The organism is Shewanella sp. SW32, from assembly GCF_025653365.1.
Lineage (GTDB): Bacteria > Pseudomonadota > Gammaproteobacteria > Enterobacterales > Shewanellaceae > Shewanella > Shewanella oncorhynchi.
This window is the reverse complement of the sequence record NZ_JAKKSJ010000019.1, coordinates 62687-80067: the sequence shown is the minus strand read 5'-3', so window position 1 is coordinate 80067 and position 17381 is coordinate 62687. Positions and strand designations below refer to the sequence as shown.

General features: G+C 44.7%; 10 protein-coding genes. 5 read left to right on the top strand and 5 right to left on the bottom strand.

Features of this window, described 5'->3' with window-relative positions; genetic code table 11:
• Nucleotides 1-67: 67 nt before the first annotated feature.
• Nucleotides 68-463 (top strand): hypothetical protein, encoded by a 396-nt coding sequence (locus L5M28_RS13065; RefSeq protein ID WP_263195795.1) that lies wholly within the window; start codon nt 68-70, stop codon nt 461-463.
• Nucleotides 464-627: 164 nt separating this feature from the next.
• On the opposite strand, the gene L5M28_RS13060 is transcribed toward L5M28_RS13065, so the two are convergent.
• A complete protein-coding gene (locus tag L5M28_RS13060; RefSeq protein ID WP_263195794.1) occupies nt 628-1098 on the bottom strand; it encodes a GNAT family N-acetyltransferase in 471 nt (156 codons plus the stop codon).
• Between the two features lie 321 nt (nt 1099-1419).
• Here L5M28_RS13060 and L5M28_RS13055 point away from each other — a divergent pair, with 321 nt between their 5' ends.
• Entirely contained in the window at nt 1420-2433 is a 1014-nt protein-coding gene (locus L5M28_RS13055) for a D-alanine--D-alanine ligase (protein WP_168825124.1), read from the top strand.
• Between the two features lie 204 nt (nt 2434-2637).
• On the opposite strand, the gene L5M28_RS13050 is transcribed toward L5M28_RS13055, so the two are convergent.
• The 4 genes from L5M28_RS13050 to L5M28_RS13035 form a co-directional block, all read right to left on the bottom strand.
• Nucleotides 2638-4887 (bottom strand): EAL domain-containing protein, encoded by a 2250-nt coding sequence (locus L5M28_RS13050; protein WP_263203521.1) that lies wholly within the window; start codon nt 4885-4887, stop codon nt 2638-2640.
• A gap of 148 nt (nt 4888-5035) precedes the next feature.
• Nucleotides 5036-6250, bottom strand: a complete 1215-nt coding sequence (locus L5M28_RS13045) for an RsmB/NOP family class I SAM-dependent RNA methyltransferase (RefSeq protein ID WP_263203520.1) — start codon at nt 6248-6250, stop codon at nt 5036-5038.
• 142 nt (nt 6251-6392) lie between these two features.
• On the bottom strand, nt 6393-7664 hold the full coding sequence (locus tag L5M28_RS13040) for a sugar MFS transporter (RefSeq protein ID WP_105252429.1): 1272 nt from the start codon (nt 7662-7664) through the stop codon (nt 6393-6395).
• 141 nt (nt 7665-7805) lie between these two features.
• Nucleotides 7806-9428, bottom strand: coding sequence for an alpha-glucosidase family protein (locus tag L5M28_RS13035; RefSeq protein WP_263203519.1), 1623 nt, complete (start codon nt 9426-9428; stop codon nt 7806-7808).
• A 497-nt stretch (nt 9429-9925) separates the two neighbouring features.
• Between L5M28_RS13035 and L5M28_RS13030 the strand changes: the two genes are divergently transcribed.
• The 3 genes from L5M28_RS13030 to L5M28_RS13020 all read left to right on the top strand — a co-directional run bounded on the left by L5M28_RS13030 (nt 9926) and on the right by L5M28_RS13020 (nt 17286).
• On the top strand, nt 9926-12748 hold the full coding sequence (locus L5M28_RS13030) for a TonB-dependent receptor (protein WP_263203518.1): 2823 nt from the start codon (nt 9926-9928) through the stop codon (nt 12746-12748).
• Between the two features lie 120 nt (nt 12749-12868).
• Nucleotides 12869-15118 carry a glycoside hydrolase family 13 protein gene (locus tag L5M28_RS13025; RefSeq protein WP_263203516.1) on the top strand — a complete coding sequence of 750 codons (2250 nt, stop codon included), beginning with the start codon at nt 12869-12871 and terminating at the stop codon, nt 15116-15118.
• Nucleotides 15115-17286 carry an alpha-amylase family protein gene (locus L5M28_RS13020; RefSeq protein ID WP_263203515.1) on the top strand — a complete coding sequence of 724 codons (2172 nt, stop codon included), beginning with the start codon at nt 15115-15117 and terminating at the stop codon, nt 17284-17286. Before L5M28_RS13025 ends, L5M28_RS13020 begins: the two co-directional genes overlap by 4 nt.
• Nucleotides 17287-17381: the final 95 nt, after the last annotated feature.

Sequence of the window (17381 nt, the reverse complement as noted above, 5' to 3'; positions counted from 1 at the left end):
TTTAGGAACTACATTTTAAGATATGACTTTTAGATTTACTCTAACCATGAAACTAAGGATTTAAACATTGATTAAAAAGGACATTATTACACTTAAGGATCTACAAGCCGTTATTTCCTTGTTTGACGCCATAGCACCAGATGCCGCTTTACCTAAACGTTATTATGAAAAAACCCGCTATATCCAGTGGTCAGTATTTCAAGACATGCAGGTATATGCACTCGACTTTGAGCCCTATTTAACGATTAGCCAGCGTTGTAATATGACGTATTTTGGCATACATCAAAGTACGCGACGTTTATACCTAGCACACTGTAATGATGCTGGCCACGCACCGCGCTGGGAAGCGAGACCAGTGACCTTAGCGCAACTGATGGATGTCGAGTTAATGGTGAATTTACATAAAAATCATGCCTATAACTTAGGGCTAAACATCTGTTTTGATCTGAACTATTTACTCTGATCTTTTGTATTAATGTACAAATTCGGATGACTGAATATCGGTGGTGGGCCAAGCAATATCAATTGCTAAAATCAATTTGAAATTATCAATGTCACCCGCAACGTTTTTCCGGTACCCGAAGGCACAAGGACAACGGATCTGATTATGCTCGCTCGAGCCAAGAATTAGCCGTTTGGTTCACTCAAAACTAAGCTGTAGCGAAAGGATGTTTTGGTAAACCCTATACTTTCATAGTATTGCTGTGTGGCAATGCGCTGCATCGATGTAGTGAGTTCGAGTAACTGGCAATTCTCTTGCTTTCCCCTTTCTTTCGCAAAGGCAATCAACTGAGAGCCAACGCCCTGACCCCGCATGTCGGCATCCACCACAATTGCGGTTATACGACAGATACGACTCAAGGCGGGGAAATAATCAAAGAACATTAAGGCCATCACAGCGACAACTTGCAGGTCACCCTGCGCATTATGTTGCTCATACACCAGTAATTCATCACTGCGGCGCAAAGAGTCATGCTGATATTGGCTTAACGTCTGGGCTAAAGCGGCATGGGGCAAAGAATAACCGAGTTGCTCAAGTAATACCTGCACACTATCTGTATCCTTTAAGCGGGCTAACCGAATGTTTTTATTCACCATGAGATACCATGCTGTAATCTGCCTAAAGTCAATGTCACTCGTACTGGGTTGCACAGTTTAGATGACGGTGACGAAGTAATAGTCCAACGACATTGCCATCTCACGCCACAAAAATCAAAATAAACCCGACAAAGGAACAAGCCCATATTTGCAATGCGATGTAATGCGTTAAAATTCACCACTTAATAGCCGTCAGTCAGCAAAACCTTGCACTCATAGGGTCAAGAAAACTAAGATGACAGCGGCTGTACTATAGGATGATATTCGTATTGCCACAGGCCGATGTCATCCGATTTTGCTCACTTTGAGGAATCACTCACAATGTCTAAGATCAACCTGCTTTTGCTGTGCGGCGGCGGAAGTGCCGAACACGATATTTCACTCATGTCGGCCAATTATTTTGAAACCTCACTGGCAAAATCCGAACAGTTTTGTGTATTGCGTGTCGAACTGGATAAATTTGGTCAATACCGCACCGCTGCGGGTGATGATTGTGAACTGACCAATAGCCGCGAAATTCGCTTCCGCGATGAGAGCAAAGCCCCATGGCCGGTCGATTACGTCATTCCCTGCATCCATGGCTATCCCGGCGAAACAGGTGACATTCAATCCTATTTTAATTTGATCCAACTGCCCTATTTTGGCTGTGAATCCGAGGCTAGCAGTAACTGCTTTAATAAGATCACCGCTAAAATGTGGTTCTCTGCCTTAGGTATTCCGAATACCCCGTATATTTTTCTAAACCAATTCGATGATGCAGCAATAGAGCAAACCCAAGCCGCATTAGCATTATGGGGATCCATCTTCGTCAAAGCGGCCTCCCAGGGTTCCTCTGTTGGTTGTTATAAAGTCGATGACAGCGATAAAGTCGCTGGCGTGCTTAAAGATGCTTTCGGCTATGCGCCCTATGTTATCGTTGAAAAAACCATTAAAGCCCGTGAGTTAGAAGTCGCAGTATACGAATACAACGGTGAAGTGGTGGCGACAGTACCAGGTGAAATCATCTGTGATACCAACACCTTCTACACCTTCGATGAGAAATACGCCAAAAACAGTAAAGCACGCACCGATGTGGTGGCACAGCATGTGTCAGCTGAGATCAGTGAACAAATCCGCGCCTATGCAATCAAAGCATTTAAAGGTATGAAATTGCGTCACCTGTCGCGCATCGACTTTTTCTTAACCGCGGATAATGAAATTTTACTAAATGAAATCAATACCTTCCCAGGTTCTACGCCGATTTCTATGTTCCCCAAAATGCTGCAAAATCACGGTCACGATTTTACTGAATACTTGAGTCTAGTGATTAACAGCCAGATAACCGCTAAATCTTAACATTCATCAAGCTGACTCAGTACTGCATCCGTTTTCAGTCATAAAAAGAGCGCCGAGGCGCTCTTTTTATTTGTTATCTTTCAACACTATATTCCTAAATATTGGATTATTAACTTACATCTAAACCCAATATATCAATCAGGCTGTCGCAGGTTAAGCCGCCCTCATATTTAGGTCAAACATCAAAGCTCCAATACCAAGAACCTAATGCAGCTCAGCTTGCTTTGCCAACAGCGCAAAGAATGCAGCTTTGGGCATAGGCTTATAAAATAAATAGCCTTGAATTTCTTGAATATGATTCGCCATTACAAATTTAAGCTGGGACTCAGTTTCTACCCCTTCTGCCGTCACAGTTAAATCTAACGCATGGCTTAAACGCACTATGGCCTCCACCAACGCTTCGTGACGTTTGCCTTCATCTAATCTGTCGATAAAGCTCTTATCGATTTTAATTTGATCGATCGGGAAATTAGCCAAATAGGATAAGGACGAATAGCCAGTGCCAAAGTCATCCAAAGAAATTTTTATCCCCTTAACCCGCAAACCATTAAGCACATCAATAAGATACGTATGCTGCTTCATCAGCAAAGATTCAGTGATCTCAAGGGTTAATCTATCATAAGGGAAATCTGTTACCTCAAGTTGCTCGATAATCGCAGCAAAGGATTCCACAAAGGCATCTTGTAGTTCATGGGACCAAAACTCAAAAGTCGAGACATTCACCGATAAATTAATGGGCCAATTTCGTTCCTGCATCTCTAAAATAGTCTGCATAGCACCAAGGCGAACATCTCGACCAATATCAACGATTAAACCACTGTTCTCAGCGATGGGAATAAATTCATCGGGTGGAATAAACGTTCCCTCATGCTGCCAGCGCAGCAGCACTTCAGCACGGACAATCAAGCCTGTGGTCGCATTGACTATGGGTTGGTAATAAAGCTCGAAGGTATGCTGATCTAATGCCTGCTTAAGTTGATTATGAAGGCTAGCAACACGCTCGGCATTTAGCTGCATTTGTTCAGTAAAAAAATGATATCGATTGCGACCATTTGCCTTAGAAATATACATGGCCTGATCGGCACAATTTAACAACTGTTCAAGATCGAGGGCATCTTCAGGAAAACGTGCAATCCCTATACTTACCGAGCTATAAACGCCTTTTCCATCGGCTAGCACATAATGTTTTGCCACATTTTTGTTAATTGTATCTGCAATTTGTGCCAATTCTTTCTGGTTAACAACCCCAGGTAATAGCAAGGCAAACTCATCCCCTCCTAAGCGTGCAAACACCATAGTGTCATCGACACACTCGCTGATCTGTTTAACTACTTGCACTAACAGTGCATCACCTTTGTCATGGCCATGGGTGTCGTTGACTTGCTTAAAGTTATCTAAATCCATCAACATAAAACTAAAGCCGGGAGTCAAACTGTCGGAAGTAATTAATGCTTGGATCTGCTTGAATAACGCATTGCGGTTAGCAAGTCCCGTAAGAGAGTCATTATTGGCCTGATACTTAATCAGCTGCGCCGCTTTCTTACGTTCACTAATGTCTGAAAATAGCCATGCAAAACAGGGTTGCTGACCATTGGACTCTCGGAAGGTTGTGACGATAAGGTCAAGATAAAACTCCTCGCCATTTCCCCTAAGACCCACCAACTCACCCTGCCACATTCTGTCCTGAGCTAAATGCTCAAATAACCCCACTAATTCATTAGATTGGGATGATGCTAAAAAAATCTTAGGGTGAAAGTTAGCTATATCAGTATCTTGAGGAATAACTATATGTCTGAAAGCGGGATTAGCATAGAGAACTGCATCGTCAGAATTGGAAATAACCAGAGCAAGGGGTAACCGGTCAAAAATTTTCACAGCTAAATGCTGAAATCCCATTGCACGACTGCGTTCAATGGCTAAACTCGCCAGTCTTGCCGCCTCTGAAATGAGCTCTAAATCCTGCTCTATTGGGGATTTTATCGTATCATAATACATGGCAAATGTGCCTAGCACTTTGCCATGAGTATCTTTGATAGGTTCTGACCAACAAGATTTAAGACCTGCACGTAATGGCAGTTCTTTATAATTAACCCAGTAAGAATGTTGAGCGATATCTTCAACGATGACACGCTGCGCATAATAGGCAGCCGTGCCACAAGAACCCACATTGGGGCCAATTTCGACACCATTAATGGCTTGATTGTAACTGTCGGGTAAATTGGGGGCCGCACCTAATAACAAACGTTTACCGTCAACACTGAGCAGTAACACAGACCCTCTAGTTCCTACTTTTTGAGCTTCGATTTTTAAGACTAAGGCGTGCAAGATTTCATGTAGCGGTGCGCCATTGAGCAGCATAGAAAGAATACTGTTATAACAAGCTATGCTGACATTGTGGGCGAGTTTAACGTCTGCATGATCGAGCAGATCTGGAAGGTTAACGCCGTACGCCATAATTTCCTTAAGAGCAAAGTTGCAATATAAATACTGATTAACAATGTTAAATATTTATAACTTATCGGAAATTCTAGGCACTAATGTTAATGAAGTAAACCCTTTACCAATGTAATAAAGGGCTTACTTTAGTCTTAACTGCAAGGCTTTATTCTTGAATACGTTCAAGTTTGGCAAGGTAAAAGCCATCAAAGCCGCTATCGGCTGGGCTGATACTTTCATCCTCAATCAGGCGAAAGTTGGGGTTCTCGGCTAAAAACGCATCCACTTGACCGCGGTTCTCGCAAGGGAAGATAGAACAAGTCGCATAGACGACTATGCCACCGACTTTGACCATGCGGCTGTAACTGTTCAAAATGTGTTTTTGCAGTTCCATTAACACGGGTAAACGCTCTACGGTATCACGCCATTTTGCATCGGGATTACGCTTTAATACACCCAAACCAGAGCAAGGCACATCAAGCAATACCCTATCGGCACTGAGCTTTAAGCGTTTTATAGTTTTACTGCTGGCGATAACACGGGTTTCGACATTGTGTGCCCCATTACGACGGGCACGCTCCTTAAGTTTGTCGAGTTTCCATTGCTCCACATCCATGGCCAACAAGCGTCCTTTACCCTGCATTTGTGCAGCTATATGTAAAGTTTTGCCGCCAGCACCCGCGCAAGCATCAATAACTTTCATCCCCGGCTTGGCATCAAGCGCCGCAGCTACGCGCTGAGAGCCCGCATCCTGCTGCTCGAATAAGCCATCTTTAAAGCTTTGGGTACGGAACAAGGCAGAATCGGAGGTCACTTCAAGGGCGGAATCAACCCCATCAACACAGAGCGTGCTCACAAACTCGGCAGCAAGCTTAGCGGCCAGTTCATCACGAGTCACCTTAAGGCCGTTAGCGCGTAAAAAACGTTTCGGCGCTGTACTTAACGCGGCGCGCTCTTTTTCCCAAGACTCACCTAGTTGCTCACGGCCCATAACATCGAGCCACTCAGGGCAACCGTCCCACAGTACAGGCTTAGTTTTCGCTTGCTCGATACGCTCAGCTAAACGCACCTCATCAACTTGCAGCGAATATTGCATTTTAGGCAGTTCAAGCCCGTGGAATAAATGCCAAGCATTAAGCAATTTAGAGCCAAAACGCTCCATCTCATCTGGGCTGATTTCCGCCAGATAACAATATAGATTTAAACGACGTAGGATATCCCCCGTCGTCAATGCGATACGCGCCTGCTCGGCGGGTACTAATTGCAACCCAGAAAAATGCTGAGAATAGGCCCGATCTAAGGGTTTTCCTTGGCTCAGCACCATAGTTAAGATACTGATCACTAATTCGTTCGAGCTGGCAGAAAGCGGAGAATTCAACATTTAAAAGGTCACCATGAATGATAAAACCGGAGGATCATAGGAGGTCAGGCCCTAATACGCAAGCACGCTGGCGCCGAGTTAAGGTTAAAGCCATAAAAAAAGCGATCCTAAGATCGCTTTTTGCCACAGTCAGTTTAATCCATTACATTTTTGAGCCTTTAGCCCCGTAGAACAGGATAAACCCATAACAAATCACGGGCAGAATAAAGGCGAGCTGAACGCCAAGGTTATCCGCTAACATGCCCTGGAATAAAGGTAAAATCGCGCCGCCCACAATCGCCAAACACAGAATGCCACTGCCCTGTGAAGTGTGTGGACCTAAATCACGAAGCGCTAAGCTGAAGATCGTTGGGAACATAATCGAGTTAAATAACCCCACCCCAAGGATTGCCCACATGGCAATGCTGCCACTGGTTGTCATCGCTGCAACCACAAGTAGCGCCGCCATAAAAGCATTAAATGCAAGCACTGAGCCTGCTGGTACTTTTTGCATCACCACAGAGCCAATGAAACGTCCCACCATAGCACCACCCCAATAATAGGCGATGTAATGGGCGGCTTCGGCTTCTGGCATACCCGCTATATGGCTTTCACCTAAGAAGCTAACTAAAAAGCTACCGATAGACACTTCTGCGCCGACATACACGAAAATACCCACAGCGCCGAGCACTAAGTGCTTGCTTTGTAAGGCACTGGTTTTACCTAGATGGGTCTGAACTTCACCTTGAACACTTTCATCATGCTCACGGATCACAGGTAAATCTAACTTCGCAAAAATCAGCGCTAAAATTGCCAAGGCGCCAGAAAGTAACAGGTATGGCAGTTTAACTACTTCTGCTTCAGCACTCGCTTGGGCTAAATCGCCAGATACTGAACTGGCAACAGAAAGAATTAACATAGCACCAAAAAACGGCGCGACCGTTGTGCCTAAGGCGTTGAACGCTTGCGTTAAATTCAAACGACTCGACGCAGTTTCGCGACTGCCTAAGGCATTGACATAAGGATTGGCTGCCACTTGCAGGATTGTGATGCCTGATGCCAAAACAAATAATGCACCGAGGAACAAGTTGTAAGTAGCGAGGGCCGCCGCAGGATAAAACAGCGCACAACCAATACTTGCAATCACGAGACCAGAAACAATTCCCTTTTGATAACCCAGCTTTTTCACTAAGTTACCCGCAGGGATTGAGACTAGAAAATAAGCACCGAAGAAACAAAACTGGATCAACATGGCTTGAGTATAATTCAGTGAAAACACCGCTTTAAGATGCGGGATCAGAATATCGTTCAAGCAAGTGATAAAACCCCACATAAAAAACAGTGAAGTCAATGAGATCAAGGCAAAACGATAACTGCCCGACCCATTTTCGCCAGTGCTGCTCGTGTAGCTACCGGTATTAATTGATGACGCCATAGTTATTCTCTCTGTATGTTTTTATTATCAGGAACTAATTAAGGTTACATTCCCCATGGTGCCCGTGGGCGGGTTTATATCGAACTGTGGGCTTGGGATCCCGTATCTATAACACTTCAACCGAATAAAAATGAATCATTTTCACTTTAACATTGCATAAAAGCTGGTAAATGCCGAAAACTTCAGCTGATTGTGTTCTATTTGTGCGGTTTTAAGGCCGTGTCCCGTCAACGACTCACTGATTTCAAATGCAGAGAAATCAAACTCGACCTCGGTATCACCTAAATTGAATCCCACGAGCACTTTTATATCGCCTAAGGTGCGAACAAAGGCCAAAATGGGCTCCTTTGTATCAACAAATTTAATATCACCTTCAACTAACACTGGGTGTAACTTACGCCAAGCCAGAAAACGTCGATAACCATTGAGCATAGAATCAGCATCAGATTCTTGTACATCCACAGCTAACGCTTGGTGCGCAGGTGCAATTGGCAGCCAAGGAGAAACATCACTAAAACCACTAAAGTCAGCGCCTTGCTGCCACGGCATTGGCGTACGGCAACCATCACGCCCCTTAAACATAGGCCAAAATGTTTTGCCAAAGGGATCTTGCAGCTCATGGTATTCAATTGGCGCCTCGGTTAGACCGAGTTCTTCACCTTGATAACTACATATACTGCCGCGCAGCGAACTTAGCATGGCATTAAGCATTTTGACCATGTCTGAATTCTGCTTACCTTGCCCCCAACGACTCGCTACACGCTGCACATCATGATTGCCGATAGCCCAACATGGCCAGCCATCACCTATGCTCGCTTCCAAAGCCTCTACGGTTTGGCGAATATAACTTGCGCTGTAATCATCAGTCAGCAGCTCAAAACTGTAGGCCATATGCAGGCGATCTTCGCCCTTAGTGTAGGCAGCCATTACAGCCAAAGAATCTTCGGCAGAGACTTCGCCTAAGGTCACCGCTCCGGGATAGCGATTGATGAGCTTTCGTAAATCTTCAATAAAAGCGATGGTTTGCGGACGGTCATTATTGTAGTAATGGTATTGATATGCGTAAGGGTTATCTTCACTGAAACCACGGCCCTGACGTTTATCCTTAGGTTTTGCCGGATTATCCCTGAGCAGTTCATCGTGATAACAAAAGGTAATGGCATCTAAGCGGAAGCCATCTACCCCCTTTTTAAGCCAAAATTCAACGTTATCCAGCACAGCTTGGCGCACTTCGGGATGATGGAAATTAATATCGGGCTGACTACGCAGGAAGTTATGTAAATAGTATTGCTGTCTGCGCGGTTCCCACTCCCAAGCACAACCGCCAAAAATCGCGAGCCAGTTGTTAGGCGCTGTACCGTCTTCCTTAGGATCGGCCCACACATACCAATCCGCCTTGGGATTCGTACGGTTTTCGCGGCTCTCGATAAACCACGCATGTTGGTCCGAGGTATGACTTAATACTTGATCAATAATGACCTTAATACCTAAACCGTGGGCTTTTTCAATCAATTCATCGAAATCATGCATAGTGCCAAAAAGAGGGTCAACTTCACGGTAATCACTGATGTCGTAGCCAAAATCTGCCATAGGAGATTTAAAGAAAGGTGAAATCCAGATGGCGTCGACATTAAGACTCGCAATGTAATCCAGCTTTATGATAATGCCGCGTAAATCCCCGACGCCATCGCCATTGGTATCTAAAAGGCTACGCGGATAAATTTGGTAAATCACTGCACCACGCCACCACGTTAACTCACTCATTGTTGCCCCTTTATCATTATTCTACAGCGAACTTTCCCTAACACACTCAAGCAAACAGTTATCGTTTTGTTACTGCAGAGTAAAGTCATCGCGGCTTCTTTTGTGTTACCGAGCATACGTGAAGAGGGAAATAAGGTTCAATACACCTGCATACGTATGCAGAAAATGCAGCCAATAGTCACATGGCATCACAATGAAATTTACTTTTTATTAACAGTCACTTGATTACAAAATAAAATCATTTTATTCCCTGAGTTCACCCTCTATCACAGTCTATTCTTAACTCTGCTAGGTATTGAATACGTATGCACTCTGTTGTTCAGCTAAGAAACTCGGGAGTAGTATCTTCACCGTTGCATAACAATTTGGTCATAAACGCAGCACTTATGCAGTCAATTAAGCGCCCAGATACCAAAAAAAAAGGCCGCAAACATAACGCGGTGATAACGATAAAACGCTCTACAAAGCGATAAAGCGACTCCAAGGGGAAGAGAGATATGATGCGATTTAAACCCAGTTTGCTAACCTTAGCGCTCATCGCCGCAGGTGCCAGTATGCACTCCTATGCGGCAGATGAAGTGACCACAGATAAGGAAGCAAAAGCAAAAGAAGCTGCTATTGAGGTTATTGAAGTTAAAGGCTTTAGAACCAGTGTCATCAAATCACTAAATGATAAACGCTTTGGAGATACCGTCTCTGAATCGATTTCAGCAGATGATCTTGGCGCCCTTCCCGATCAGTCAATCGCTGATGCACTGACTCGCTTACCAGGCGTGACCGCAGTGCGCACAGGTGGACAAGCAAGCGGCCTCAATATTCGAGGTCTTGATGGTGATTTCGTCTTTGCAACACTTAATGGACACGAACAAGTGACAACGGGCGGTAAACGCGCGATTGAGTTTGACCAATATCCATCCGAATTAATTAGTCAAGCCGCCGTCTATAAAACACCAAAAGCCTCGCTGATTGAAGGAGGCGTCGCCGGTACGGTAGAATTAAAAACCGCAGATCCCTTAAAAAGCGACAAAGACCAATCATTTAATATCAATGCTCGCGGCAGTTTTAATGACAGAGCGGATGAGATTTCCGATGCCGATCAATATGGCAACCGTCTTAGCTTTGCCTATCAAGGCAAATTCCTTGAAGATACACTCGGTGTGGCGCTAGGCTATGCCCATTTGTACCAACCTTATGTTGCCAGTCAATTCATTGGTTTACGTTTCAACGACGATAAAAAAGATGTCAATGGCGACGGTGCTGCCGAATCAATCAGTGAAGGTTTTGAGTTACAGCAAAAAGGCGGTGATGATACACGTGATGGTTATATGGCTGCTATCCATTGGCAACCAACAGACAATCTCAGTGTAAAAAGTGATTTATTCCATTCAAAATTCACTTCCGAAAACTTTGCCCGAGGCTTTCGCGTTAAGTCATTAAAAAACGGTACTATTAGTGATGCGGTTGTTGAAAATGGTTCTATGACAGGCGGAACGGTATCAACTGATGGTACTGATAACTTTGCCGTTTTTGTTATCAATGATAACGACTCAAAATATTCAGAACTGACATCAGGCTCAGTCAATATTGAGTGGAATAATGGCGGCGCATTAACTGTCGCAGGTGATGTGAGCTATTCAAAAGCCGATGGTGAGTTCGTCAACGGCGGCACTCGTGCCGTTTTATATGATGATATAGGTAATGAAGTACGCTCAGCCGAATCAATTAATTATCAACTACATGGTTTAAGCCCTGCCGATGTCAGTTTTTCAAACGACTATACCAATACCGCGACCTTGGGTTTAAAAGAAGTGGGTATGTGGCCATACGATCAACAAAATGATCTTGTCGCCTACAAGTTAGACTTTAACTATGCATTAGATTCTGGTTTCTTAACTTCAGTTGATTTTGGTCTGCGCTACTCAGAACGTGAGTTTAATGCGCAACGTTCACAAGCCGGTTATGGTTTTGAATTTGGTAAAAACCCAACTAACCAGCCGGTGCTTCAAATGAACACTGACATGACAAATGTCGTCAACTTTGGCGGTGAATTATCTGGTTACCCTAACTTCCTTTCCGTTGATTTCAACAAAGCCATTGAGCTGGTTAACGCGCAGTTAGCGGCAACAGGACAATCCCCTTTCACCCCGACAGCAAATTGGTCTAATAACTGGACCATGATCCAAAGCGGTTCGGTCAATGAAGATGTATTAGCTGGCTATGTCCAAGGTAATCTCGAGTTTGACTTAGGCGATATGAAAGTCACGGGTAACGTGGGCGTGCGTGTTGTTCAAACAGATCAAAGCAGTAAAGGTCTACAACAAGTTGGCTATGGTCTAGGTGAAGCGATTACTGATGAACTTGGCGTGATCAGTACCGATTATATCCGTAACGAGATAGGTAAAACCTATACCGATTATTTACCGTCACTCAACTTAACTTTCCACCTCACTGAAAATGATCAACTGCGCTTTGCTGCAGCATCAGTGATGTCACGTCCTCCAATCGACAAGCTAAAGTCAGGCATGGGATCTTGGTATGACGATTCTGCTACACCAGGATACAAAAAGTACAATGCTTGGGGTAACACCAGTCCTCTACTCGATCCGTTCTATGCAGATCAATACGACTTATCTTACGAGCACTATTTTGAAGATTCTGAAGGTGCGGTTGTCGTAGCCTTGTTCTACAAAGATATTAAATCCTTTATCAACAACTTTACAATCCAACCATTTGATTTTGAAGGTAATGGATTTATCGTCCCCGATACTATTATCGATAATGGTGTTGAATTCCCAGTAGTGAAAGATGAAGGTCAATATCAAACTGCGATCAACAACGACAATGGCGGCTACATTCGTGGTGTTGAGTTAGGTTATACCCAAATATTTGATTTCCTACCCTCGCCACTCAGCGGTCTTGGCTTCACTGGCAGCTACTCGTATTCAGACAGTGAAGTGGAATTTACCACAGATTTAAGTGGTTCAAACTTATCCATTCCATTACCAGGTTTATCAGAAAGCGTACTCAACACCACCTTGTTCTATACTCTGGATGGTTTCGATACTCGCGTTAGCATGAGATATCGTAGTAGCTATGTTTCAGAACAAGTGGCAGTTGAATCACAACTTGCTTTCTTCGATGCCGAAACGATTGTGGATTATCAAGCTTCATACGCATTGGAAAATGGACTTAAGTTCTTATTCCAAATTAATAACTTAACCGATGAGCCGAACAAAACCTATTTTGGTGAAGAACATCAAACAGGAACAATTCAATACTTCGGTAGACAGTACTTCCTAGGGTTAAGTTACTCTTTATAAGCTACCCAGAATAAAGCCTGCTTCAATTAAGAAGCAGGCTTTTGCTTATGCAGATTTCAGCATTTCTAACATTCATCATGCCAGCGCATTTTACTTCTCTATCTTTAAAAGGCTTACATTATGATCCGTCAAAACTGGCTAATAGCGTTTTATTTATCAGTAGTTTACTGTTCATTTAATCCTGTCCATGCGAACACTCTAGAGCCGAATATATCGACGAACGTTAAGCTTGAACCCGCTTTTTGGTGGGCGGGAATGCAGAATCCTGAGTTACAGCTGATGCTGTATAGCCGCGAACTTCCAAGCTTTCCGCAGCAGATTAAGCTTGATATACAAGGAAAAGGCATCACACTTAAAAGCCTTGAACACACTGATAACCCTCACTATCTGTTTATCAATTTAGATCTGAGCCAAGCAGCGCCGCAAACCTTTGATCTGGTGATTTCCAACACGGATCCCGCTTCAAAAGCCGACACGCCTCTTTATCGCCTGCCCTATAAGTTGCAAGGGCGTGTTAAGGACAGCCGTGAGCGCCAAGGGTTTAGCAATAAGGATGTGATTTACCTTATCACGCCGGACCGATTCGCCAATGGCGACACGAGTAATGACAATCAGGCCGATATGCTAGAGCCTGTCGCGGCTAACTCTCCTAGCAATCCCAGCACCCCCTATTATCACGATGCTCGCCATGGCGGCGATATAGCAGGGATCAGCCAGCACTTAGCATATCTGGCAAAACTTGGCGTGACTCAGTTATGGATCAATCCACTGCTTGAGAATAATCAAGCCCAGTATTCATACCACGGTTACTCAATTACCAATTTATACCGCGTCGATCCCCGCTTTGGCAGCAACGAAGATTATAAAGCCTTAGTCGCTAAGGCTAACAAGCTTGGGCTTGGAGTGATTAAAGATATTGTGGTGAATCATATCGGCTCTAACCATTGGTGGCTCAATGATTTACCTAGCCAAGACTGGCTGAACGATGCCACAAAAACGCAGCTACATAATCGCAAATCCAAGCCTGACTTGATGCAGTCTACCGATACTAAATCCAGTGCTATTAAATCCAGCGTTACCAGCCCCCGTTTCACCAGCCATAGGCGCACGACAGTGCAAGATCCCTACGCGGCAGCGCAAGATCATATTGATTTTGTCGACGGCTGGTTTACCGACACTATGCCAGATCTAAATCAAAGCAATCCAAAACTGGCAACCTATCTTATCCAAAACAGTATTTGGTGGGTCGAGTACGCAGGACTTTCGGGGATACGTGAAGATACTTACTCCTACGCCGACAAAGGGTTTCTCGCTAAATGGTCTAAGGCCGTAATGGCTGAGTACCCAAATTTTAATATTGTTGGCGAAGAATGGACCGCAAACCCCATCACAGTGTCCTATTGGCAAAAGGGCAAAATCAATGCCGATGGCTATACCTCAGATTTACCCAGTTTGATGGACTTCCCGCTATATGAAAAATTGATTGCCAGCCTTAATGAGCCAGAGGCGTGGGACACAGGCTTTATCACACTTTACGAGATGTTAGCCAACGATGTTGTGTATGCCTCACCCAGTCAGCTAGTGTTATTTGAAGGCAATCACGACACCAATCGGATTTTCAGTTTAGTGAAAGAAAATATAGACTTATACAAGATGGCCCTCACCTATGTGCTGACCGCCAAACGCATTCCACAGCTGTTCTACGGCACTGAAGTCTTGATGACCAGCCCAACCGAAGGTCGTCACGATGGTGTTGTGCGCAGTGATTTCCCCGGCGGCTTTGCCAACAGTGCCACGAATGCCTTTACCGGCAAAGGACTGAGTGAACCTCAACGACAAGCACAGCAATTTATCCGTACCCTACTGAATTACCGTAAACAATCCCCTGCGCTGCAATCGGGTGATTTACTGCACTTTGTGCCGCAGGATGGCATCTATGTACAATTTCGTTGCTTATTGAATGACCCATTATCAGCTGAACAGAAAGCCGAAGCGCTTAAGTCACTAATACAAAACAATTCTCTAACCCAACACAATGCCTGCACTCAGCCCTCGGCCGGCAAAGTCATGGTGATTTACAATAAAAATGACAAGATAGTCACGCTAGATATAAACCGCTTTGCCAGTGTTCTTGACGATAGCGGCGACGCTACTGACATCATCAGTGGCAAAACCGTTTCACTCAATCAAGCGATAACATTGCCCCATGCAGGGGTCACTATCCTTGAGCTTAAAGCCAGACCGCAGCTAAATACTGGCTTACCTAGCCGTCAAACCTCTAATCATATGAGTTACTCAGCTAGCGATTTAACTCAGGCTCAAACAACTCACCCAATCAAAAACTCAACCCTAAAAGGAATTCAGTCTTGAGCTTTTTATCGCCTATCTATTCCCGAGTGATTCAGTGCCCCGAAGAGGCTAAATTTCCCATAGTGGCTTTACTTATAACCAAAGCAGCAAAAACCCAGCAGCGCCGACAGTCATCACTCAGCTTATGTTTAAACGCTCTATTCAGTGCCTCTTTATTAACTGCCTCGCTTTTTAGCTTATCGGCTGATGTGAATGCATCGGCGCTGACGCTTGATAATAAGTTACTACCAAAGTCTGATAGTGAGGTTATGACGCTTAAACCTGTTGTGTATCAAATCTTTACTCGCCTTTATGGCAATAAAAATCCAACCAACAAACCTTGGGGCACGATTGCCGACAATGGCGTCGGTAAGTTTAATGATATCGACAATGTTGCACTCAATAGCATCAAGGACCTAGGCGTTACCCATGTGTGGTACACGGGCGTTCCTCACCATGCATTGATTGGTGATTACAGCGCGATTGGCGTGAGTACTGATGATCCCGATGTGGTCAAAGGACGCGCGGGCTCACCCTACGCAGTCAAAGATTACTACAACGTCAACCCAGATCTGGCGGTCAATCCCGCCAACCGTTTAGCCGAGTTCAAAGCGCTCATTGCCCGTACCCATCACCACGGCTTAAAGGTGATTATCGATATCGTGCCAAACCATGTGGCGCGCCATTATCAATCCGTGAGTAAACCCCAAGGCGTGCGCGATTTTGGCGAAGATGATGATACCAGTCTGGAGTATGCCAAAAATAACAACTTCTATTACGTCGTTGATAAAGTTGATGTTAATAAGGGCTCGGAGGGGGCAAAGGGAAAAGCGCATGCCTTTGAAGTGCCAAGCTTACCCGCAGGACTTAAACCGCTGGGCGGAGAAGCTCACCCCTTAAGTGACGGCAAATTCAACGAATTTCCCGCAAAATGGACCGGCAATGGCTCACGCTTAGCCAAACCCGATGCCAATGATTGGTACGAAACCGTCAAAATCAATTACGGCGTACGCCCCGATGGCACGTATGACTTCCCCCGCCTGCCAGCCAATTTCGCCACTTTAACGCAGGCGCAGCATTACGCTTTTTGGCAACAACACTTAGCCGAGCTCCCAAGCTCTTGGATTAAATTCAATCAGATTGCGCAGTACTGGCTAGCGAAAGGGGTCGATGGCTTTCGCTATGATATGGCAGAAATGGTACCAGTGGAGTTTTGGAGCTATCTCAACAGCCAGATAAAACACACAAATCCCGATGCCTTTATCTTGGCCGAGGTCTATAACCCTAACTTGTACCGAGATTATATCCAGCTTGGCAAGATGGATTATCTGTACGATAAGGTTGACCTTTACGACACGCTCAAAGCCGTGATGGCGGGTAAAACCAGCACAGCTAATATCGCGGCAGATCAGGAAAAAGTGCAGGATATTGAATCTCACATGCTGCACTTTTTAGAAAACCACGACGAGCAACGTATTGGTAATGCAGCATTTTTAGCATCGCTACACACAAATAAGCCCACGGCAACCCAAGCCGAGAATCCACACTATGCCCTACCCGCTATGGTAGTGTCGGCAACGATAGGCACTTCACCGACGTTAGTGTATTTTGGCCAAGAAGTGGGAGAAGCCGCCACCGACAACCCAGGATTTGGTCATGCATCACGCACCAGTATTTTTGACTATGTTGGCGTCCCAGCCCATCAGCGCTGGATGAACAATGGCAAGTTTGATGGTGGACAATCAACCGTAAAGGAAGTCACTTTGCGGGCTTATTATCAAAAATTACTGAACCTAAGCACAGGTAAAAATGTACCTGCGCTCTTAGGAAAATATTACTCGCTTGATGCCGCCAACCGCAGCACACAAACCGCCACAATGGATACTCATAGCAATGCAACGGGTTATGATGACAGCACTTTTGCCTTTGTGCGCTTTGAGGAAAATACAGCCAATAAAACGGGCCAAAAACTGATTATTGTGAATAACTTTAATCAAACCCAAGCAAAGCCATTATCCCTTAAGCTGCCAAAGCCACTTATCGACCAATGGCAGTTAACGGATGGGACCTATCCACTTAAGGATTTGCTGGAAGACAATAAAGCGCAGTTGGTTGTCAAACAAGGGGAAGGACAAGTTCAGATGCAACTTGCACCGCTGTCTTCAGCCATATTCGAGCTAGAAGATTAAACGAGCAAAAAGCCTAGGTGAGCTAAAAAGTGAAATCGACCGATAGCGTCATGCTAAACTGTGACGCTATCTTTTTTTAACAGTTATACTCTCAA

Bases quoted from the DNA above. Each gene is read 5' to 3' on its own strand.
- L5M28_RS13055 (WP_168825124.1), top strand. From the start codon at position 1,420: ATGTCTAAGATCAACCTGCTTTTGCTGTGCGGCGGCGGAAGTGCCGAA.
- L5M28_RS13025 (WP_263203516.1), top strand. From the start codon at position 12,869: ATGATCCGTCAAAACTGGCTAATAGCGTTTTATTTATCAGTAGTTTAC.
- L5M28_RS13045 (WP_263203520.1), bottom strand. From the start codon at position 6,250: ATGTTGAATTCTCCGCTTTCTGCCAGCTCGAACGAATTAGTGATCAGT.
- L5M28_RS13040 (WP_105252429.1), bottom strand. From the start codon at position 7,664: ATGGCGTCATCAATTAATACCGGTAGCTACACGAGCAGCACTGGCGAA.
- L5M28_RS13050 (WP_263203521.1), bottom strand. From the start codon at position 4,887: ATGGCGTACGGCGTTAACCTTCCAGATCTGCTCGATCATGCAGACGTT.
- L5M28_RS13060 (WP_263195794.1), bottom strand. From the start codon at position 1,098: ATGGTGAATAAAAACATTCGGTTAGCCCGCTTAAAGGATACAGATAGT.
- L5M28_RS13035 (WP_263203519.1), bottom strand. From the start codon at position 9,428: ATGAGTGAGTTAACGTGGTGGCGTGGTGCAGTGATTTACCAAATTTAT.
- L5M28_RS13030 (WP_263203518.1), top strand. From the start codon at position 9,926: ATGATGCGATTTAAACCCAGTTTGCTAACCTTAGCGCTCATCGCCGCA.